This is a genomic window from Arthrobacter sp. FW306-2-2C-D06B (assembly GCF_021789175.1).
Classification (GTDB): domain Bacteria; phylum Actinomycetota; class Actinomycetes; order Actinomycetales; family Micrococcaceae; genus Arthrobacter.
Genome location: NZ_CP084560.1, coordinates 1,382,388 through 1,402,682 on the forward strand (window position 1 = coordinate 1,382,388; position 20,295 = coordinate 1,402,682).

The 20,295-nt window shown below is 64.8% G+C and carries 16 protein-coding genes; 4 read left to right on the forward strand and 12 right to left on the reverse strand.

From position 1 onward, the window contains the following. Both mfd and LFT47_RS06550 read left to right on the forward strand, forming a co-directional pair. Entirely contained in the window at nt 1-3,726 is a 3,726-nt protein-coding gene (gene mfd / locus LFT47_RS06545) for a transcription-repair coupling factor (protein ID WP_236816369.1), read from the forward strand. Between the two features lie 3 nt (nt 3,727-3,729). After that, nucleotides 3,730-4,536, forward strand: a complete 807-nt coding sequence (locus tag LFT47_RS06550) for a metal-dependent hydrolase (protein ID WP_236816370.1) — start codon at nt 3,730-3,732, stop codon at nt 4,534-4,536. A 9-nt stretch (nt 4,537-4,545) separates the two neighbouring features. Here the strand turns inward: LFT47_RS06550 and LFT47_RS06555 are convergent, their stop codons facing one another. The 8 genes from LFT47_RS06555 to LFT47_RS06590 form a co-directional block, all read right to left on the reverse strand. Then, a complete protein-coding gene (locus LFT47_RS06555; RefSeq protein WP_236816372.1) occupies nt 4,546-6,045 on the reverse strand; it encodes an OmpL47-type beta-barrel domain-containing protein in 1,500 nt (499 codons plus the stop codon). Continuing rightward, nucleotides 6,042-6,551, reverse strand: coding sequence for a hypothetical protein (locus tag LFT47_RS06560; protein WP_236816374.1), 510 nt, complete (start codon nt 6,549-6,551; stop codon nt 6,042-6,044). Before LFT47_RS06560 ends, LFT47_RS06555 begins: the two co-directional genes overlap by 4 nt. 16 nt (nt 6,552-6,567) lie before the next feature. Further along, nucleotides 6,568-7,407, reverse strand: a complete 840-nt coding sequence (locus LFT47_RS06565; RefSeq protein ID WP_236816376.1) for a COG1470 family protein — start codon at nt 7,405-7,407, stop codon at nt 6,568-6,570. An 86-nt stretch (nt 7,408-7,493) separates the two neighbouring features. Continuing rightward, entirely contained in the window at nt 7,494-7,973 is a 480-nt protein-coding gene (locus tag LFT47_RS06570) for a hypothetical protein (protein ID WP_236816377.1), read from the reverse strand. 271 nt (nt 7,974-8,244) lie between these two features. Then, entirely contained in the window at nt 8,245-8,469 is a 225-nt protein-coding gene (locus tag LFT47_RS06575) for a hypothetical protein (protein ID WP_236816379.1), read from the reverse strand. Nucleotides 8,470-8,522: 53 nt separating this feature from the next. Further along, a complete protein-coding gene (gene deoC, locus LFT47_RS06580) occupies nt 8,523-9,227 on the reverse strand; it encodes a deoxyribose-phosphate aldolase (protein ID WP_236816381.1) in 705 nt (234 codons plus the stop codon). Nucleotides 9,228-9,414: 187 nt separating this feature from the next. Then, on the reverse strand, nt 9,415-10,296 hold the full coding sequence (locus tag LFT47_RS06585; RefSeq protein WP_236816384.1) for an FAD-dependent oxidoreductase: 882 nt from the start codon (nt 10,294-10,296) through the stop codon (nt 9,415-9,417). A gap of 141 nt (nt 10,297-10,437) precedes the next feature. Next, nucleotides 10,438-11,448 (reverse strand): LacI family DNA-binding transcriptional regulator, encoded by a 1,011-nt coding sequence (locus LFT47_RS06590; RefSeq protein WP_236816386.1) that lies wholly within the window; start codon nt 11,446-11,448, stop codon nt 10,438-10,440. 133 nt (nt 11,449-11,581) lie between these two features. Here LFT47_RS06590 and LFT47_RS06595 point away from each other — a divergent pair, with 133 nt between their 5' ends. Further along, nucleotides 11,582-13,039 carry a sugar porter family MFS transporter gene (locus tag LFT47_RS06595; RefSeq protein ID WP_236816388.1) on the forward strand — a complete coding sequence of 486 codons (1,458 nt, stop codon included), beginning with the start codon at nt 11,582-11,584 and terminating at the stop codon, nt 13,037-13,039. Here the strand turns inward: LFT47_RS06595 and LFT47_RS06600 are convergent. From LFT47_RS06600 to nirB, 3 genes are read right to left on the reverse strand one after another with little or no spacing between them, the layout of a single operon-like run. Then, nucleotides 13,036-14,196, reverse strand: coding sequence for a uroporphyrinogen-III synthase (locus tag LFT47_RS06600; RefSeq protein WP_236816389.1), 1,161 nt, complete (start codon nt 14,194-14,196; stop codon nt 13,036-13,038). The two genes, LFT47_RS06595 and LFT47_RS06600, sit on opposite strands and share 4 nt — an antisense overlap. Before the next feature lie 10 nt (nt 14,197-14,206). Then, nucleotides 14,207-15,241: a uroporphyrinogen-III C-methyltransferase gene (cobA, locus tag LFT47_RS06605; protein ID WP_236816390.1), complete on the reverse strand. Its 1,035-nt coding sequence runs from the start codon at nt 15,239-15,241 to the stop codon at nt 14,207-14,209. A 13-nt stretch (nt 15,242-15,254) separates the two neighbouring features. Then, nucleotides 15,255-17,879, reverse strand: a complete 2,625-nt coding sequence (gene nirB, locus LFT47_RS06610) for a nitrite reductase large subunit NirB (protein ID WP_236816393.1) — start codon at nt 17,877-17,879, stop codon at nt 15,255-15,257. A gap of 280 nt (nt 17,880-18,159) precedes the next feature. On the opposite strand from nirB, the gene nirD reads away from it, so the two are divergent. Next, nucleotides 18,160-18,531, forward strand: coding sequence for a nitrite reductase small subunit NirD (gene nirD / locus LFT47_RS06615; RefSeq protein WP_236816395.1), 372 nt, complete (start codon nt 18,160-18,162; stop codon nt 18,529-18,531). On the opposite strand, the gene LFT47_RS06620 is transcribed toward nirD, so the two are convergent. Beyond that, nucleotides 18,532-20,280 (reverse strand): phospho-sugar mutase, encoded by a 1,749-nt coding sequence (locus LFT47_RS06620; RefSeq protein WP_236816397.1) that lies wholly within the window; start codon nt 20,278-20,280, stop codon nt 18,532-18,534. Between the last annotated feature and the right edge of the window lie 15 nt (nt 20,281-20,295).

The window sequence follows — 20,295 nt, forward strand, 5'->3', positions numbered from 1 at the left end:
ATGAGCCCCAAAGGCCAACCGTCAGCGGTCAACTCCGGAATCAGCCCCGCCGGCACTGTCGCATCCCTTGATGGATTGCGGCGTGCCCTGGGTGAGGACCGGACGTTCGCGCGGGTCAGGCCCGAGGCCTCGCGGGCCTTCGGCGAACGCAGCGCTGACTACCAGATCAGCGCCCCCGCCGGCTTGAGGGCCGCGCTGCTCGCGGAAATGGCCGACGGCCTCGCCTCCCAGGATCTTGAAGCCAGCGCTGTGGTGTTGGCCGTGACGGCCACGGGTCGAGAAGCCGAGGACCTCACAGCGGCCTTGGCTGCCTATCTCCCCGCGGACTCGGTGGCCGCCTTCCCCAGCTGGGAAACCCTGCCGCACGAACGGCTCTCCCCGCGCTCGGATACGGTGGGCCGCAGGCTCGCGGTTTTGCGCCGCCTGGCCCACCCGGAGAGCTCGACGGCGGGGCCCCTGCGGGTGGTCGTGGCGCCGGTTCGCGCAGTGGTCCAGCCAGTGGTCGAGGGCCTGGGAGAACTGGTCCCGGTGACATTGAAGGTGGGGCAGGAAATGCCCTTCAGCGACGTGGTACGCAGCCTTGCCGACGCTGCCTATTCGAGGGTGGACATGGTTACCCACCGTGGTGAATTCGCCGTCAGGGGCGGAATTTTGGACGTTTTTCCACCCACCGAGGACCACCCGATCAGGGTGGAATTCTTCGGCGACGAGGTGGACCAGATGCGCTGGTTCGCCGTGGCAGACCAGCGTTCGCTCTCCGGACCGAGCGTGCGCCACCCGAGCGAATTGCACGCCCCGCCTTGCCGGGAAATCCTCATCACGCCGTCGGTCATGTCCCGGGCCGCGAAGCTCAAGACCGAGATGCCCGCCGCAGCGGACATGCTGGAAAAGATCGCGGGCGGCATCGCCGTCGAGGGCATGGAGTCCCTGGCTCCCGTTTTGGTGGACGCGATGGTGCCTTTCGTGGACCAGCTGCCGGCAGGTTCCATCGGTGTGGTCATCGAACCGGAGAAGGTCCGCACCCGCGCGCATGACCTCGCTGCCACCAACGAAGAGTTCCTCGAAGCGGCGTGGTCCACAGCGTCCGACGGCGGGTCGGCGCCCCTCGATCTCGACTCGGTCCTGGGCTCCCAAGCCGCTTCAGCGCTGCAAACGGCCAGCTTCCAATCCTTGACGGACACCCGGAGCGCGGCGCTGGCCCACGGGGTTTCCTGGTGGTCCATCACGTCCTTGGCCACGGACGAAGAACTGGTCCTCGACATCGACGTCCTCAACCTGCACGCCCGTGAACCGCGCGGCTACCAAGGCGACGTCGCGGAGATGCTCGAATTCATCGGCTCCCACGTGCGGGACCAATGGCGCATCGTGGTGGCGACGGACGGGCCCGGGCCCGCCCAGCGTCTCGCCGAGTTGTTCCACGATGCCGATATCCCATGCTCCCGCGTCGACTCCCTGGCCCACGAACCCCAGGCCGGAATCATCGAGGTGACCACTGCCGCCGTCGGACGCGGCTTTGTCCTCGACGGCCTCAAACTGGGGCTGCTGACGGAAGCGGACCTCTTGGGCCGCACCTCGGCCGGGTCCACGAAGGACATGCGGCGTATGCCCTCGAAGAGGCGCAACGCGGTCGATCCCCTCCAGCTGCACGCCGGTGACTTCGTGGTCCATGAACAACATGGAATCGGGAAGTTCGTGGAGCTGATCCAGCGCAAGGTGGCGGGCTCCTCTGCCGGTCCCTCCGGGGGAGACACCGGTCTTCGCGAGTACCTCGTACTCGAGTACGCGGCGTCCAAGCGCGGTGCCCCCGGCGACCGGCTATTCGTGCCGACGGACCAGCTGGACCAGGTGACCCGCTACGTCGGGGGCGACACGCCGTCGTTGAGCAAGATGGGCGGAGCGGACTGGGCGAGCACCAAGTCCAAGGCCCGTAAGGCAGTCAAGGAAATCGCGGGTGAGCTCATCAGGCTGTACTCCGCCCGGATGGCCTCGCGCGGGCATGCCTTCGCTCCGGACACGCCGTGGCAGCGGGAGCTTGAGGAGGCCTTCCCGTATGTGGAGACGCCGGACCAGCTCACCACCATCAACGAGGTCAAGGCCGACATGGAACGCGAGATCCCCATGGACCGCCTCGTCTCGGGCGACGTCGGCTATGGAAAGACCGAGATCGCGGTCCGGGCCGCGTTCAAGGCGGTACAGGACGGCAAACAGGTCGCAGTGCTGGTTCCCACCACACTGCTCGCCCAGCAGCACTACGAAACGTTCACCGAGCGCTTCTCCGGATTCCCCCTGCGTGTCAAGCCGCTGTCACGGTTCCAAGGTGCGAAGGAAGCCAAAGAGACCATTGAGGGAGTCAAGAACGGCTCCGTGGATGTGGTCATTGGCACCCACCGCCTGCTGTCCAAAGACTTCGAGTTCAAGGATCTCGGCCTGGTGATCGTCGATGAGGAGCAGCGCTTCGGGGTGGAGCACAAGGAAGCCCTCAAGAAGATGCGCACCAACGTGGATGTCCTCGCCATGAGCGCCACTCCCATCCCGCGCACCTTGGAAATGTCCCTCACCGGTATCCGCGAAACGTCGACGCTGGCCACACCGCCAGAGGAGCGGCACCCGGTGCTGACCTACGTCGGGCCGTTCACGAACAAGCAGACCTCCGCCGCGATCCGGCGCGAACTCATGCGCGAAGGCCAAGTGTTCTTCGTCCACAACCGTGTGTCCTCGATTGAGCGCATCGCCGCCCAGATACGGGAACTTGTCCCCGAGGCCCGCGTCGAAGTGGCCCACGGACAGATGTCCGAGAGCCGCCTGGAAAAGATCATCGTGGACTTCTGGGAGAAGCGCTTTGACGTCCTGGTCTGCACCACCATCATTGAGACCGGACTGGATATTTCCAACGCCAACACCCTCATTGTGGACGGCGCGGACAAGTACGGCCTCTCCCAGCTTCACCAGCTGCGTGGCCGAGTGGGCCGTGGCCGCGAACGCGCCTACGCCTACTTCCTGTACCCCTCCGAGAAGCCCCTGGGCGAAGTGGCCCTCGAACGGCTCAAGGCCGTCGCGGCCCACAACGAGCTCGGGGCAGGCATGCAGCTGGCCATGAAGGACCTCGAAATCCGCGGTGCCGGCAACCTGCTGGGCGGGGAACAGTCCGGGCACATCCAAGGGGTCGGCTTCGATCTGTATATCCGGCTGGTGGGTGAAGCCGTGGCCGAGTACCGCGGCGAGGCCGAAGAAAAGGCCGCAGACATGAAGATCGAGCTGCCCGTCAACGCCCATTTGCCGCACGACTACGTGCCCGGCGAACGACTGCGCCTCGAGGCCTACAGGAAACTGGCCGCGGCCATCACCAACGAGGCCATCGACGAAGTGCTGGCTGAACTCGTGGACCGTTACGGCGAGCCGCCGCTGCCCGCGAAGAACCTGATCGCCGTCGCCCGCTTCAGGGTGGGTGCCCGCGAGGCAGGGCTGTCCGACGTCGCGCTCCAAGGCAACTTCATCCGTTTCTCGCCCGCCCAACTGCCCGAATCGAAAGTCATGCGGCTCAACCGCATGTACCCCGGCTCCCAGATCAAGCCGGCCCTCGACGCCGTGCTGCTCCCCAAGCCCAAGACGGCGAGGATCGGCGGCCGCGACCTCCAGGACGCGGAGATCCTCGAGTGGGCAAACACGGTAATCGAAGCTATCTTCGCGGCCGCGCCGATCGCGCCCGCTTCGCAGACCGCAGGCTAAGCGATGATGGGAGGACACCACGCCGCGTCCGGGGCCGCGGCGTGGATAGCTATCGCTTCAACGGGCCCGTACGCCTTGGGCTGGTACCCGCTGGACGCCACCGGGATCCTCATCGGAGCGATGACGACGGCGGGGACTGCTTTGGTGTGCGATTGGGACCACCGCGCAAGCACCATCGCCCACTCGCTGCCGCCGCTGTCCAACGTGATCGCCGTCGGGATCGAGAAAGCCAGCGGGGGACACCGGCAGGGAACCCATTCACTGCTGGGCGCCTCGGCCTTCGTGGTGCTCGCCGCGATGGCTGCCCAGTTCCAGCTGGATACTCCTGTGGGCCGTTTGTCGGTAGGGGCCGGGCTGTTGTGCATGTTCATGATCAACCTGGCCGCCAAGGCCCTCAAGCTGTTCCCGAAATCCGGGTGGATCACCAACTGGGTCTTTGCCCTTGCCATGGCCGGCCTGGTCACGTGGTTCGCCCCGCATCAGTGGAGCTGGCTTCCCTTGGCCATGCTCACCGGCGTCGTAGTCCACATAGTCGGCGACATGATCACCACCGGTGGAGTGCCGCTGCTGTGGCCCATCGTCATCAAGCCGCCGAAGTTCTGGCGCAAGCTGCCCCTGGTCAGCGGGATCTGGCGGTCCAACGGCGCGTTCTCCATCCCCTTGCTCGGCAGAGCCGGTTCGCGGCGGGAATGGCTGGTCCTGATTCCCGTGAGCGGCTATGCCATGGTTGGACTCGGCCTGGCTGCGTGGGCATTGCTCCGGAACAAGTGGCCAGCCCTCCTGGCACTCATGTTGGGGCTGGGTGGATGACGATGGATTTTAGAACTTCGATTGGCCACCGGCCGTGATGGTTCCGACAGGGTTGCCTGCCTTGTCCGCGGCGCCCGGTGCTGGAGTGTAAACCGGAGTAGCCGGGGAGAGGCCGGTTCCCGCGGTACCACCCGAACCGTTGGCGGTGAGGGTGATGACCAGGTTTCCGGTGGACTGGGTCCAGGCCATGGTTGCCGTGAAGGTGCGGGCCGAGCTGCCAGTGTTGTAGGCGGCGCCAAGGGAAACGCTCCCAAATGATGGGGCCGGGCAGCCGGAGCTGACGAAGGTCAGCACGTTCCCTGTACTGATGCTGGCGGTGCCCGTGGTGGTCTGCGTGGCGGACGTGGAGTCCCAGCCGTTGCACAAGGTGTGGGCGTCCATGTCGGTCGAAAAGACGATGGTGAGCGTATCTCCGGAATCGGCTGTCTTTCCTGTGCCGCCGTTGTTCATCGTGACGGAGCTGACTGTCGGGGCTGTCGTGTCGATCTTGACCGTTTGAGTCTGGGATGTGACGTTCCCCGCGACATCCGTGGCGGAGTAGGACACCGTGTGGGTGCCGTCGCCGCCGCTGACGTTCACCGCGGCTGTGGCCGCGTTGACGGTGACTGGGGTGAGGCTGTCCACATGGTAGGTGATGGAAGCGATGCCCGAGCCGCCGACGTCCGTCGCGCTGAGGTTTACTGTCACTGTGCTGGTCCTGTTGTAGCCCAGGGAGTTTGGCGTTGGCGAGATTGAGGCAACTCCCACCACCGGGGCAGTGGTATCGATCTTGACCGGTTGGGTCTGGAGCGTGCTGGCGTTCCCTGCGACGTCCGTGGCGGAGTACGACACCGAGTGGGTGCCGTCGCCGCTGACGTTGACCGCTGCCGTGGCGGCATTGACCGTCACCGTACTGCCGCCGTCGACCGCGTATTTGATGTTCGCAACGCCGGAACCGCCTGTATTGTCCACGGCGGCCAGGTTCACAGTGACCGTACCGCTGCGGTTGAAACCCGCGCCGTTCGGTGTCGGGGAAATTGAAGTGACGCTGATGGTGGGCGGCGTCGAATCACTGTTGACGCCACCGCTCCGTGCGCTCTCCGGGCCTATCCACAAGGAGATGACGGGTGTGACTGTGTAGTACCAGGTCCCAGCCGGCAGGTTTTGTTCAACGCAGCTGAGGCCGGTTACCGTTCCAGCGCAGCTTCCTCCAGCGGCAACAGTGGTACCGCCGGAGGGAGTCGAGTAGCGGGCCACGGTGTAGCCCGCTACGGCGTGTCCGCCCGGTGTGGCGACGGCCGCCCAGGTGACCGTGGCATTTGTACCGTTCAGCGCGGCCGTCGGAGCGCCGCCCTGTGGCATGCTGTCTGCTTTGGCCGCGCCGAAATTGCTGCTGCTCAGCGATTGCCAGAATGCGTTGGCAGCCGGGCCGCCCCACGAGATGAAGAGCACAGCAAGGAGAGTCCAAGCCACCCGACGGCGGACCGCCGGCTTTTGTCCGCGGCCTGCAGAGTGCTTGGGCTTGTTCATTTGCGGACCGCCATCGTCACTGGAAGGTGGAATACGGCGCCTTGGCAGCTGGATTGTGAGGCCGTCGACATCGACGCCGCTGCGGGCAGGGTGATCAGAACGGAGGAGTTTGCCGGGATGGACACCGATGGAGTGAGTGGCGCGGCCGGGGCATTGAATGTCACGCCCGTGGTGGTGCACAGCGGGTGGGCTGAATCCGCGGTAGCGGCTCCGTTGGCGATGAAGCTGTACACCTGCACAGTGAACGCATTTGGATTGTTCGCCCGCACGATGACCTCCGCGCTACCTCCAGGGACGAGCGTGGTTGCGGGACTGTCACCGGCCACCAAAGCGTCCACGGTGACGGTTTGCATGTCGCCGGCGGCAGCGGAGCCGCTGCCGATCCCGATGGTGGACCAATAGGCGTAGGCCGATCCGACTCCCAGCACGAGGCTCAGCAGGGCAGCCGTCACAGCCGCTTTGGCCGCGGCCAAGGAGCCGGTCTTCATCCACCTTTTCGCTTTCATGTCAGTTGTCCGCATTTCAATTGCCCTGTCCCGTTCCGGAGTAGGAAAGCTGGAGGGTTGCGCCTTTGCAACCGTCTTGGTTCAGCGAAGTGTCCAGCATTCTTATCTGCGGCCACCGAGCTGCCGGAATTCCGCTCCCGGAAAGCGAGGAATTGCCGGGCGGTGCAGCTATCGGATAACTGCCGCTGAATTGGATGACGACGTAGTCCGAAGGATTGCACGGCCGGTTGTTGGCGACGGCCTGGGCGGTGCGCGTGACTCCGGCGATGGAAACGGTCAGGCCGGTGACGTTGAGGCTGGAATTGCCCGGGTTCGTCAATTGAAGATTAATCGGTACTGCATTGCCCGGTGCCAGAAGCCCTGTGGGGTCGCCTGAGATGGTGAACGGCTGGTGCTGTCCGGCGGTCACCGTCAAAGATACGACGACGACGGCGGATTGTAGCGTCCCGCTGGTGCCCTTGACGCTCAGGGAGTAGGTACCAAGAGGTGTGGCCGACGTAGTGGAAACGTCGAGGTTTGATGACCCGGATCCTGGACCGGCGGCGACGACGGCGGGCGAAAACGATGCGGTGGCACCCGCCGGCAGCCCCGAGATTGTCAGTGCGACGTTGCCGGCAAACCCGCCCGAGGGCTGGACGACGACGTTGTAGCTCGCCGAGGTTCCCTGCGTAACGGATCTGCTGGTGGGGGCAAGCTGCAGCGTGATCGCTTTTGGCGTGGTTTGGTTGCCATTGCTATTTGCGGCGAGCACTACACCTGAAGTCAGGGTTACCAAAAGGAGGCCTGCCAGGAGCACTTTGGCTCCCGCACGGATGATGCGAAGCGGTGAGTGGAATGACTCCTGAATGCTCGGCACCTGGGCCTCCTCTAGGGTTCTGCGTGGTTTCTACTGATCGGACAGCACAAGCTGGTGGGCCCGCGATGGGCCCACCAGCTGGATGGCTAGTGGCTGGCGTAGGCGAAGTTGACGGTGACGTTTTTGCAGGCGTCCTGGTTGGTGGCCTTGTCGTTGAATGCGATCGTCGCACCGTGCCAGCTGTCCACGTTCGTGCCGCTGGCTACTTCGTGGCCGACGGTCATTGTCGCGTTCGCGAGGGTGAAGTCGGTCGAGTCGCAGCCGACGGCAGTCACTCCGCCTTTGGTCACGCTCGCGATGCTCGCCGTCACATCTGCAACGAAAACCGGGCTCGTATTGAGGTTGGTGAAATTGCCGCTAAGGGTCTGAGCGGCGCCGCCCGGCTCGAGACCGGTGACAACGCCAGTCTGGTTTACGGTGATGGTGGTGTTTGTTCCTGATGCTCCGGAACCGACACCGCTACCGGTGTTGGTCCAGTAGGCGTAGGCGACGCCGCCGCTTGCTGCCACGAGGGCAACTGTTGCTGTTGCCGCGTAGATCTTTCCCTTTTTGCTCAATTTACGCATGATGAGACTCCTTGTTAATTGTTATTCCCCGGAACAGGCGAACAGCGGCAAGGAATTCGCAAATTACCACTCCTGCTTTGACTGCCCATTCAATCGATGACCAAATGCTTCCATGGGCGGTCTTTAACTAACAACGAGTGGTGTTACCTGTCTTTCGTAGTCAAAAGCGAGTGGTACTACTTGGTTTCGATCACCATCTCTGGTGGAGTCGCATTTAAACCACTGTGGCCCCGGACAAAAAGTCCGGGGCCACAGTTTTTGGATTGAGGTCTTAGCTTTCGCCAGCCGAGTTGGAGCGGCCGAGAATGGTCTGCGGGATCCAGAACGCGAGGCCAAAGAGGACCAGGCAGATGGCCATCGGCCACGTGTTCTCCAGCGTCAGGAAAGTCAAGGAGTAGATGGCGCCGAGGAACAGGACCATGCTGAATACAAACAGCAGAATGCTCTGGCCCATAGGGTTTTCTTTTTCGATGGGCTGGCTGGCGTTCTGGGACATGCTTTCCTCCTCGGCCCCGGGGGGCTCAAAAACTATGGCGGCTGCCGGGAAACTCAGTACTCGGATGAACCTTGTTCACCTTTGACGATGGCAATTCCGGAGCTCGCACCGATACGTGTTGCACCAGCAGCAATCATAGCCTGTGCATCGGCCAGGGAACGTACTCCACCGGAGGCCTTGACGCCGAGACCCGGGCCTACTGTCTTGCGCATGAGGGCCACGTCTTCCACCGTGGCGCCGCCACCGTTGAAACCGGTTGAGGTCTTCACGAAGTCCGCCCCGGCCTCCACCGATGCCTCGCAAGCCAGGACCTTCTGCTCGTCATTCAGCAGGGCAGTCTCGATGATGACCTTCAGGATGGCGCCACCGGCGTGGACAGCCTCCGCTACGGTCGTGATGTCATCCACCAATGCGCCTTTGTCGCCGGCACGGGCCGCGGCGATGTTGATCACCATGTCGATTTCATCCGCACCGTCCAACACGGCGCCACGTGCTTCGAACGCCTTGACGTCGCTGGGAGTGGCGCCGAGCGGAAAGCCGACAACCGAGCAAGTGAGCACTCCGGAACCCTTGAGTGCCTTCGTCACGGTCTTGACCCAAATCGGATTGACGCACACCGACTTGAACTTGTACTCGGCCGCCTCGGCACAGACTTGGCGCACTTCGGCTTCGCTGGCTTCCGGCTTGAGAAGAGTGTGGTCGATGTATGAAGCGATGCTTGCACTGTTGTCCAGTGCGCTGGAGGCTTCGTTGCTCATGGAGGTCCTTCCGTGGCGGGCCCGGTGTGCCGCAAGGGTCGCGGCTCGTCAAATGACCATCTTGCCACACTGCCCCGCCGCCGTGGAGGCTCCCTCAGCGGGGCTGGCGGGCCGGTATCGGGCTCCCTGAGACTCCCTCCCCATCTCACCCTCAGGCCCTCCGCCTCGCCTTGGACCCGCTAGCCCCTCAGGCCGCGACGCCGGAGCGCGCGCAACGGAGCCTGGCGTCTTCCTCAAGCCGGGCAGCGCAGTGTGCTGCGGCGGCATTCGAGGAGAACACGAGCCCAAGGCGCATGCCGTCCCGCGAGGCGGCGTCCCCGATCGCCCAGATGCCCGGCACCGATGTGGAGAAATCGCGCCCCACCCTGATGCCGCCGTCGGGAGCTGTCTGCAGGCCCGCGCTTTCGGCGAGCCCATTGCGGGGGAGCCGTTCCTCGGCGAGCACCACAAGATCGCCGTTCATGCTGCTCCCGTCCTCGAAGACGATCCCGGTAGCCGGCAGGACCGAACCGGCGACGGAAGGCATGACGGCAGCTGGACGCAAGGTGGTGCGGATGGGCCGGACTCCGCGGGCGCGCAGCACGGCCTCGGCCTGGCCGGCCGCCGGACCGGTGCCAACCAGAATCCCCAGCGGGCGACGGCCGAGGACCCTGGTGATGTCCTGGACCGCGGTGCCGATCTGCTCGGCGTCGTCGATGGTGGAGTAGTTGAGGCTGCGTGCCGCGCCTTGGACCGGCGGGTACAGGGGGGACGAGCCGGTCGCAATCACCAGCTGATCGTAGGGGAACTCAAGGCCTTCTGTGGTGGTGACCGTGCGGGCCTGGACATCGATGAAGCTCGCGGCCTGGCCGAAACGCACCGAGACCTGGGGGAGGGCGGCCAGCTCCAGGAGGGCATCGGGGCACTCGTCGCGGTTGCTCAGGACGGTGATTGTTCCATGGAACGTTGCCGGTCCCGGCTGTCGCGAAGTAGTGCTGCTTCCTGTCAGCCGACGGACCAGGGCCTGGGCTGCCGGCCCGGCTCCTGCGATGACCAGATGGATGGATCCTGCGGACGGGGGGATGGACATGGTGGGTCCCTTCGCTGAACTGAGCTGTGGTTGATGTGCCTGTGCCCAGCCTAGGCGGGGGGTTTTTCGGTGGTGTTTCCCCGTTGTTGCCATTTGGCGGTGGCCCGTTCCCTGATGGTTACCAGCCGGTAATGAGCTGGGTCACACAGGGGGAGGCGCCGTTGAGTTGCGGATTACCAGCTCGGGGGTGAGGCGCTCGTCCGCGATGGGAGCCTCGGGATTGTTGAGTCGGTCCATGGCCACGGCTCCGGCGACGCTTCCCAGTTCCATCGCATGGAGGTCGACCGACGTCAGGTCGATGCCGTGGAGCCGGCCGGTCCGTGAATTGTCATAGCCCACCAGCGACAGGTCCCCGGGAATGGCCAGGCCCCTCGCGTAGGCGGCTTCGCGTGCCGTCAAGGCGAACTGGTCATTGTGGGCGAAGATGGCTGTCGGGCGGTCCGCGGAGTCAAGGATTTCAACTGCGGCACGCTGCCCGGCATCTTGCGTGAAGTCATCCGCCGCTACCGTCCAGGGGACCATGCCGGCGTCGCGCATCGTCTGTTCGTAGCTTTTCCGCCGGACCGTGTGGCCGTGATAATCCGGTCCAGCCAGATGGGCGATCCGGGTGTGTCCAAGGGTGAGGAGGTGTTCGGTGGCGGCGCGGGCGCCGGCGTCGTCGTCCGAATACACGCTGTCGACGCCGGGTACCGGCCGCGCGACGCTGACGATCGGGACTATTTGTGCAAGTTCCTGCACCCGTTCGTCCGGGTCGAGAAGCGTTGCGGCGATGATGATCCCCACCCGCGCCTCAATCAGCGAGTCCACGGCCCCCGGATCCACGCCGTCGATAGAATGGGAGACGCTCAGGATGAGCCGGTTGCGGGCCTGTGGGAGTGCCATCCTCACGCCGCTGAGAATGTCGGCGTAAACCTCGTTGTGGATGTCCATCAAATAGAGCCCGACGGCGGAGCGATGCTTGCGTGCAAGGTCGGCAGCGGCCGCATTGGGCCGGTAACCGAGACGTTTTGCAGCGTCGAAGATGGCCTGTTTGGTTTCTTCGCTGACACCGGGAGCGTCGCGGAAGGCGAAAGACACGAGCGTGCGGGAGACACCTACTTCACGAGCCACATCGCTCTGTGTCGCGGGACGGAGCTGCCGGTCAAGACCCATGGGTTCATCATCCCACGGCGCAGAAGTCTCAATTAAGTCATTTGTTAGATTGACCTTACATTTAAGTCTTTCGCGCGTTAGTCTGTTATTCAGGGCGGGTGTATGACCCGCATCACAAGACAAAGGAGTCCTGATGTCTGCAACGCAAAGCCATGGGGGAGTCGGCAGCGCAGTCGCGCTTCCTCCACTGAGCAACGGCCCGCATCGTAAGCGCCTTGGCCTGGTCGCACTGATTGCCACCTTCGGTGGCCTGCTGTTCGGTTATGACACGGGTGTCATCAACGGGGCGCTCCGGCCAATGACGGCCGAACTCGGCCTCACTCCGTTCACCGAGGGCGTCGTGGCCAGCTCACTCGTCTTCGCGGCGGCGATCGGCGCCCTTTCGGGTGGACGCATCTCCGACGGGTGGGGGCGCCGCAAGACGATCATCCTGCTGGCGGTGCTGTTCTTCGCCGGCACCTTGGTGTGCGTGTTCACGCCGAGTTTCGGGGTGCTCGTGGTCGGCCGCGTCCTGCTCGGTCTCGCCGTCGGTGGCGCTTCGGCGGTGGTCCCGGTGTTCCTGGCGGAGATGGCCCCTTATGAGATCCGCGGCTCCCTGGCGGGCCGGAACGAGCTCATGATCGTCGTCGGGCAGCTGGCGGCCTTCGTCGTCAACGCCATCATCGGCATCGTGTGGGGCGACGTCCCTGGCGTGTGGCGCATCATGCTTGCGGTCTGTGCGTTGCCGGCGATCGCGCTGTTCTTCGGCATGCTCCGCGTGCCTGAGTCCCCGCGCTGGCTCGTCGAGAAGGGCCGGCACGATGAGGCCCTCGCCGTGTTGCGGTCTGTCCGCTCCGAGGACCGTGCGCTCGCGGAGCTCGGCGACGTCGAGAACGTCGCCAGGGAGGAGCGGGAAAGCCAGCAGATCGGCTGGCGTGCGGTCTTCAGCAACAAGAACCTGTTCCGCATTCTGCTCGTCGGCATCGGCCTGGGCGTCGCCCAACAGCTGACCGGCATCAACTCGATCATGTATTACGGCCAGACGGTACTTGTCGAGTCGGGCTTCAACGAGAGCGGCGCGCTCATCGCGAACATCGCGCCCGGCGTGATCGCGGTGGTCGGAGGCGTCATCGCCTTGTCGCTGATGGACCGGATCGACCGTCGCAAGACTTTCATCCTCGGCCTCACGCTGACTACCAGCTGCCACCTGCTCATCGGGTTCGCCTCAATGATGTTGCCCGTGGGCAACCCGATCCGCCCGTATGTGATCCTCTTCCTGGTGGTTGCCTTCGTCGGGTCCATGCAGACGTTCCTGAACGTCGCGGTGTGGGTGTACTTGTCGGAGGTCTTCCCGCTGCACATGCGCGGCTTCGGTACCGGCGTCTCGATCTTCTTCCTCTGGGTGGTGAACGGTTTCCTATCGCTGTTTTTCCCGTCGCTGGTCGCGGGGGTCGGCATCACCGGCACTTTCTTCCTCTTCGCCGCCGTCGGGGCGTTGGCCCTGGTCTTCGTCGTCAAGCAGGTCCCCGAAACCCGTGGCCGTACCCTGGAAGCACTCGAGGAAGACGTCACCACCGGTGCCATCTACCTCGTTCATAAGAACCAGGGCTAGACGCGGAGCCGGTAACCCCGTTTGACCACGGTTTCCACGAGCTTTCCGTCCGGGAGCGAGGACCGCAAACGGCTCACCGTCATGTCCAGGGCATGGACCGAGCCACGCAATTCCAGAAGGTCGGAAAGCGCTTCGCGGGACAGCACTGCGCCCCCGGCTCCCAAAAGCGCTCGCAGCAGGAGCAGCGGAGCCGGGGCCAGCTCCACCACGGAACCATCGATCTTCAAACAGCGGCCGCGCAGCTCGATGTTCCCTGCGGGAGTGTCGAGCCGGCGCACATGGTTCAGGGCCAGGTGTTCGGTGACGAGCCGGATGAGCGCACCCATGCGGTAGCGGTCCGGGATGAGGGGGGCGAGCCCGGCGTCGATCAGCGGCTGTGCAGTGACGGGTCCGACGGCGGCGACAGTCACCTGGGTCTTGAGGGCCTCGACCAGCTGGCGGTACAGGCCCATTTCGTGGGCCGTGCTCCACATGGCGTCTACCGCGGGCGCGCTCGTGAAGGTGAGCACATCCAAGTCTCCACTGCAGGCGGCTTCGATCAGGCGCGGCAGCTTGTCTTCGCCGTCGGGCTTGACCCAACGGTAGGGGGTGACGGTGAGGACCGTCGCGCCGGACATCCGGAGCCGCTCCAGTTGACGGACGTCGGTGTAGCCGTGCAATTGCACGGCGACGGTCTTCCCCCGGACGCCTTCGTGAAGGAGCATGTCCACGAGTGTGGCTGTGGTTTCGTCACTGCTGATCCCGACGTCGGCAAGGCCTGCCGCGCGCACCGCACCGCGGGCTTTTGGTCCCCGCACGAACATGCGGCAGGCCCCCAGGACGTCGAGCAGTTGCTCGCCGATGCCGAACGAGTCCGCGGCCTCGCACCAGCGCCGCATGCCGTAGGCGGTGGTGGCGATGCAGATATCGGGCTTGGCCGCGATGATCGTCTTCGTGTCCTCGATGAGCGTGATGTCTTCCTTGACCGGCGCGATCTTCAATGCCGGGGAGTGCAGCACGGAAGCACCGCGCCGTTCGAGCGCCTCGATCAAGTCACGTGAACGCCTGTGTGAAGTCACTCCGATGCGGAAGCCGTCCAGCGGCGCATCGTCGCTTGGTCCTGGGGTGGCCAACGGCGAGCCTGCATCGATGGAATCAAGGGCATTCAACGTAGTCATGTGTGTTCTTTCAGGCTTCAAGGAGGGAAGCTGCGAGGAGGTTGAGGTCTGCGGTGGCTTCGGTGTGATCGCGGTGGGCTTCGGCCACCCGGACCACCTCGCCGATGACCAGGACGGCCGGGTTGGTGCAGCCCGCCGCCGCCGTTTCGATGGTGCCGAGTTCGGCGATGGTAGTGCGTTGTCCGGGGCGGTAACCGCGTTCGACGACGGCCACGGGCATTGCGGGGTCCATCCCGGCCCGGCGGAGCCCGGCGGCGAGTTGGGGGAGGGTTCCGATGCCCATGAGGACCACGATGGTCCCGCCGAGGCCGGCTAAATGGGTGTGCTCCTTCTCGGTCAGCGGTGCGTGGCCCGAGACAACCGTGAACATGTGACTGACCTCGCGGTGCGTGACCGGAATGCCGGCGGCGGCCGGGACCGAGATGGCGCTCGTGACGCCGGAGATGACGCGGACCCGGATGCCCGCCTGCACGCACGCGCTGACTTCTTCGCCGCCGCGGCCGAACACGTAAGGGTCACCGCCCTTGAGTCGGACCACATTCTTCCCGGTCAGGGCGGCGTCGACCATGAGTCTTTCGATGTCGCATTGGGCTACTTTGTGGTGCCCGGGGCTCTTGCCGACGTCCACCATTTCCGCGGACGTCAATTGCGCCAGTTCCGCGTAGGGGGCGAGCCGGTCGTAGAAGACGACGTCGGCGTCCCGCAGCGCGTTGACCGCGCCTGTGGTCAGCAGATCGAGGGCGCCTGGGCCGCCGCCCACCAGTGTGACGTGTCCGGACTCGCCTGCGGCCGGTTCGCTCGCGACGGGGATCCCCGCTTTCCGGCAGCGTTCGAGTAGGGGTTCCCAGCCGGGCTGACCATCGTCGACGGCCGCCACCAGGAACGGGCGTTCGGGCAGCGGGCCGTCAGCGTCGGCTCCGTCGGGGGCGCTGAGCTGATGGACGACGGCGCCGGCGGCTTCGTAGCGCCGGACGGCCTGGCGCGCGGCGTGAGCGGAGCCTATGACCAGAACGTCGCGGCCTGTGAGGTCGATGGTGAGCTGCATGGCTTCTTGCTCCTTAGTCCTGGCCGCGAACGGGAATCGTGCTGGCGATGAGGACGCCTTTTTCCTCGTTGGTGGCGGGGCGGATCTGGCCGCGTTCGGGGACGAAGGCGATGGCTTCGTCTTTCTGGTCGGGGGCGTTGACGAAGGAGCGGAAGCGGCGAAGGCGTTCCGGGTCTTTGAGTGTTTCGGCCCATTCGTCCTGGTAAGTGTCTATGTGGCGGGCCATCGAGGCTTCGAGCTCGTTGGCGATGCCGAGGGAGTCGTGGATGATGACGTCCTCGATGTGCTTGAGGCCGCCGTCGAGCTCCTCCTGCCAGCGGGCGGTGCGCTGGAGCCGGTCCGCGGTGCGGATGTAGTACATGAGGTAGCGGTCGATGTATTTGATGAGGGTTTCGTCGTCCAGGTCCTGGGCGAGGAGTTGCGCGTGGGCGGGCAGGAAACCGCCGTTGCCGCCGACGTAGAGGTTCCAGCCTTTGTCGGTGGCGATGACGCCGACGTCCTTGCCGCGCGCTTCGGCGCATTCGCGGGCGCAACCGGAGACGCCCATTTTGAGTTTGTGCGGGCTGCGCAGGCCGCGGTAGCGCATTTCCAGGTTGATGGCCATGGCGACCGAGTCTTGGACGCCGAAGCGGCACCAGGTGGAGCCCACGCAGGACTTCACGGTGCGCAGGCTCTTGCCGTACGCCTGCCCGGATTCGAAGCCGGCCTCGACGAGTTCCTTCCAGATCTCCGGGAGTTGTTCGAGGCGGGCGCCGAACATGTCGATGCGCTGCCCCCCGGTGATCTTCGTGTACAGGCCGTACTTCTCCGCGACGCGGGCGATCACGCCGAGGCCCTGCGGGGTGATTTCGCCGCCGGCGATGCGCGGGACCACGGAGTAGGTGCCGTCCTTTTGCATGTTGGCCAGGGCGCGGTCGTTGGTGTCCTGCAGGGTCCCGCGGCCGGCGCCCAGGACGTATTCGCTGTTCTGGCTGGCAAGGATGGAGGCGATGGTGGGTTTGCAGATGTCGCAGCCGGCGCCGGTGCCGTATTTGGCCAGGATGTCCTCGAAGGAGTCCAGTTCCAGGACGCGGATGGCGTCGAAGAGTTCCTGGCGGGAGAGGCTGAAGTGCTCGCACAACGCCTTGGAGACTTCGATGCCGGACTTCTTCAGTTCGCCTTCGAGGAGTTTCTTGAGCATCGGCACGCAGGAGCCGCACTGGGTGCCGGCGCGCGTGCAGGTCTTCAGTTCGCCCAGTTCCCGGATGGGCTCCTTGCCTTCGCACGTCCCGCAGCCGTTGACGGCGTCGCGGATGTTCCCGGCGGGGACGTTGTTGCAGGAGCACAGGATCGCGTCATCGGGCAGTTCGGTGTCGGGGGCCTCCCCGCCGCCGGCGGCGGTGAGGTAGGCGCCGGGTTCGGCGGGGAGCTCCCGGCCGAGCAGGGGGCGCAGGCTCATGTACGGGGTGGCGTCGCCGACGAAGATGCCGCCGAGCAGGGTCTTGGCGTCGTCGGTGGTGACGATCTTCTGGTACACGCCCCGGGCGGGGTCCGCGTAGACGATTTCCAGGGAGTGCTCGGTCCTGGCGAACGCGTCGCCGAAGCTGGCGACGTCCACGCCGGAGAGCTTGAGCTTGGTGGCGGTGTCAAAACCGGGGAAGGTCGCTTGCCCGCCGTGCAGGCGGTCCGCGACGATCTCGGCCATGGTGTTCGCCGGTGCCACGAGGCCCAGGCACATGCCCTCGAAGTTCGCCACCTCACCGATGGCCCAGATGCCGGGGACCGGGGTGGCGCAATGGTCGTTGATGACCACGCCACCCTTCTTTCCCAGTTCGAACAGCTGTTCCTTGCCCTCCGTAGGGTCCTGGGCGGCGCGGAACAGTTCATCGCGGGGGCGGATGCCGATGGAGGCGATGACCATGTCGGCGAGGACGATGCGGCCGTCCTTCATGAGGACGCCGGTGACCTGGCCGTCGTCGTCGGACAATACTTCGGCGGGGTAGGTTCCCGTAAGAACTTCGAGTCCCTTGGCAGTGACCAGCCGGCCCAGTGCCTGGCCGGCGCCCTCATCCAGCTGGGCGTTCATGAGCCAGCGCGAACCGTTGATGACGGTGGCCTGCGCGCCCAACTCCATGGTGCCCGCCGCTGCTTCCAGACCGAGGAGGCCACCGCCGATCGTCACGGTCTTGACGGTCCGGCCGAGCTTATCCGTGAGTTCGGCAATGGCTTTGTTGATGGCCCAGACGTCGTCGAGGGTGCGGTAGACATGGGCGAGCTCGCCGCCGGGGAAGGGGAGCTCTGCCGCGTCCGAGCCGGTGGCCACCACCAGGTGGTCGTAGTCGTACGTGTTGCCCGCCGCGGTTTCCACGGACTTCGCATCGGGGTTGATCTTGACCACCCGCTCGCCGGTCCGCAGGTCCAGGGCATCGTGCTCCCACATTGACGCGTGTCCGAGGGTGAGGTCATAGTCCACATCGGTCAGCGCTTTGCTCAACGTGACCCGGTCATACGGGACGTGATCTTCCTCGGTCAGGACCGTGACGTGCCAGCCCTCGAGACCGCGGGTATGCATGGCATCGGCAAAACGGTGGGCCGCAGGGCCTCCGCCGGCGACGACAATACGGCGCAGGTTTTCTGGGGTGGAAGTGTGTCCGGTCACTGGTGGCCTTTCGCATACGCCGCAGAACGTGCTCCGCAACTTGTCACCTCAGACTACGGACGGGCAGTTTCTCTTCAGTTTCCCTTTTGTTTCGTGGTCTTAACTTCTGGGTCACGATTGCATGTCGGCTTGGGTGAGGTCTCTTTTACGCACCGGACACATTGACTGCGTTCCGGTGAAACACTCCCCGCCTACCTTGAAGGTATGGCCGCTCGGTGGCCAACGCCTGAAAGGAACGGGCAGCATTTGTCCGGCCGCAGGCATAGCGAGAGGGGCTGACATGACCGTCATTCTGGAACGGGAAGAACAACTGATGGGCGCTCCGACCGCGTCCGGCTGGCACCGCGTATGCCCGTTGGACGAGCTGGAACCGGCTTGGGGCGAGGCAGCGTTGATTGACGGCGTGCAGGTGGCGCTCTTCCGCGTCGACGCCGAAAACGTCTACGCGGTCGCCCAGCGGGACCCCGCAACCTTGGCCAACGTCATGGCCCGCGGCATCACCGGTTCCCGGGGATCACGCCCCACCATCGCCTCGCCGTTGCACAAAGAGGTCTACGACTTGCAGACCGGTGAGTGCTATTCCAACCCCGGGCTGCGGCTTCCTGCATTCAGGACCCGCATGGTTGACGGCTTCATCGAAGTCGAACTCTAACTAGAGCCCCAGCGCTTCGCGGACGTCCGCGAGTATGTGGTCCAAAGTGGTCCGCGCGGCGTGGCGGGTTTCTGCGAGTTCCGCCGCGGAACCGACCGATTTGATGACCTCCAGATAGCACTTGAGCTTTGGCTCGGTGCCGCTCGGCCGGATGATGACGCGGCTTAGGTCCTTGGTCAGGTAGAGGAGGCCGTCCGTTGGCGGAAGTTGTTCGCTTCCCTCGGCCAGATCCACCAAGGTCTCGATGGCGGAACCGCCAAAGGACTCCGGCGGATCGGCCCGGAGCCGGTTCATCATGGCGTCCAGCAAACCAAGGTCCGCCACCCGGATGCTGAGCTGGTCACTCGCATGCAGGCCGTGCACCAGGTAGATCTCGTCCAAGGTGTCGAAGATCGTCTTTCCTTCGGCCTTGGCAGCCGCCGCCAGTTCTGCGATGAGCAATGATGCGGAAATGCCATCCTTATCCCTGACAAGTTCGGGCGCCACGCAGTAGCCCAAGGCTTCCTCGTAGCCGTACACAAGTCCCGGCACCCGGGAAATCCATTTGAATCCCGTGAGCGTTTCCTCATGGGCGAAGCCGGCGGCCGCCGCGATGCGGGAGAGCAGCCGGGACGAGACGATTGAATTGGCGAAAACGCCCCGTGTCGCGTCGCCTTGCCGGGCGTCCGCGGCGTGCCGGGCCACCACATGTGCCCCGAGGAGGGCGCCTACTTCGTCGCCCCGCAACATCCGCCAAGCACCGGTATCCGGGTCCTTTGCCGCTACAGCCGCGCGGTCGGCGTCGGGGTCGTTGGCCAGCACGATGTCGGCGCCCGAGCGCGCCGCTGCCGCCAAAGCCAGATCCAGCGCGCCGGGTTCTTCCGGGTTGGGGAAATTGACCGTGGGAAAGTCCGGATCCGGTGCTGCCTGCTCTTCTACGAGCGAGACGTCCGTGAAGCCGGCCGCGTTGAGAACCGAGACGGCGGTTTCACCGCCCACGCCATGCATGGGGGTCAGGACGATCTTCAGATCGCGGGCCGGGAAATTTTCGACGTCGGCCAGGCCTGCCATTGCGGCCTCGTACTCGCCGGTGATGGAACCGGGTAGCTCAGTCCAGCCGGATTCAGCCAGTTCAATGGAATCCAAAGGGCCCACGGCTTCGATGCTTGCGGCGATCTGCGAATCGTAGGGAGCCACGATCTGGGATCCCCGCCCGCTTTCCTCCACGGCCCGGCCGCCCAGGTACACTTTGTAGCCGTTGTCCTGCGGAGGGTTATGGCTCGCTGTGACCATGACTCCGCCGTCGCAATCAAGGGAACGGACGGCGTAAGCAAGCAGCGGTGTTGGAAGCGCCGAGGGCATCAGGTAAGTGTCGATTCCGGCGGCCGCGAAGATGGCGGCAGACTCTAATGCGAAGACATCCGAGTTGTGCCTCGCGTCATAGCCGACGACGGCGCGCGGCCGCGTTCCGGGGGAAGCGGCCTCAACGGCATCCTTGAGGAAAGCCGCCAAACCTGCCGCTGCCCGCCGCACGACCACGCGGTTCATCCTGTTTGGACCGGGACCGAGGGCTGCCCGGAGTCCCGCGGTACCGAACTGCAGCGTTCCACTGAAGCTGTCTTCAAGCTGTTGACGGGCTGCAGCGACGCCGCTGGAGGCGAGTCCGGTCAGTTCGGACAGGGCTGCCGCAGTGATCGGGTCCGGGTCCTGGGCAGCCCATTCGCCGGCGTCGGATATCAGCTTTTCAAATTCGGCATCGCTCGATGTCATAGGGATAAAGCTATC

Excerpts from the sequence above, each read along its gene's own strand:
- mfd (WP_236816369.1), top strand. The coding sequence starts at position 1 with ATGAGCCCCAAAGGCCAACCGTCAGCGGTCAACTCCGGAATCAGCCCC.
- LFT47_RS06550 (WP_236816370.1), top strand. The coding sequence starts at position 3,730 with ATGATGGGAGGACACCACGCCGCGTCCGGGGCCGCGGCGTGGATAGCT.
- LFT47_RS06555 (WP_236816372.1), bottom strand. The coding sequence starts at position 6,045 with ATGAACAAGCCCAAGCACTCTGCAGGCCGCGGACAAAAGCCGGCGGTC.
- LFT47_RS06560 (WP_236816374.1), bottom strand. The coding sequence starts at position 6,551 with ATGAAAGCGAAAAGGTGGATGAAGACCGGCTCCTTGGCCGCGGCCAAA.
- LFT47_RS06570 (WP_236816377.1), bottom strand. The coding sequence starts at position 7,973 with ATGCGTAAATTGAGCAAAAAGGGAAAGATCTACGCGGCAACAGCAACA.
- LFT47_RS06575 (WP_236816379.1), bottom strand. The coding sequence starts at position 8,469 with ATGTCCCAGAACGCCAGCCAGCCCATCGAAAAAGAAAACCCTATGGGC.
- deoC (WP_236816381.1), bottom strand. The coding sequence starts at position 9,227 with ATGAGCAACGAAGCCTCCAGCGCACTGGACAACAGTGCAAGCATCGCT.
- LFT47_RS06585 (WP_236816384.1), bottom strand. The coding sequence starts at position 10,296 with ATGTCCATCCCCCCGTCCGCAGGATCCATCCATCTGGTCATCGCAGGA.
- LFT47_RS06590 (WP_236816386.1), bottom strand. The coding sequence starts at position 11,448 with ATGGGTCTTGACCGGCAGCTCCGTCCCGCGACACAGAGCGATGTGGCT.
- LFT47_RS06595 (WP_236816388.1), top strand. The coding sequence starts at position 11,582 with ATGTCTGCAACGCAAAGCCATGGGGGAGTCGGCAGCGCAGTCGCGCTT.
- LFT47_RS06600 (WP_236816389.1), bottom strand. The coding sequence starts at position 14,196 with ATGACTACGTTGAATGCCCTTGATTCCATCGATGCAGGCTCGCCGTTG.
- cobA (WP_236816390.1), bottom strand. The coding sequence starts at position 15,241 with ATGCAGCTCACCATCGACCTCACAGGCCGCGACGTTCTGGTCATAGGC.
- nirD (WP_236816395.1), top strand. The coding sequence starts at position 18,160 with ATGACCGTCATTCTGGAACGGGAAGAACAACTGATGGGCGCTCCGACC.
- LFT47_RS06620 (WP_236816397.1), bottom strand. The coding sequence starts at position 20,280 with ATGACATCGAGCGATGCCGAATTTGAAAAGCTGATATCCGACGCCGGC.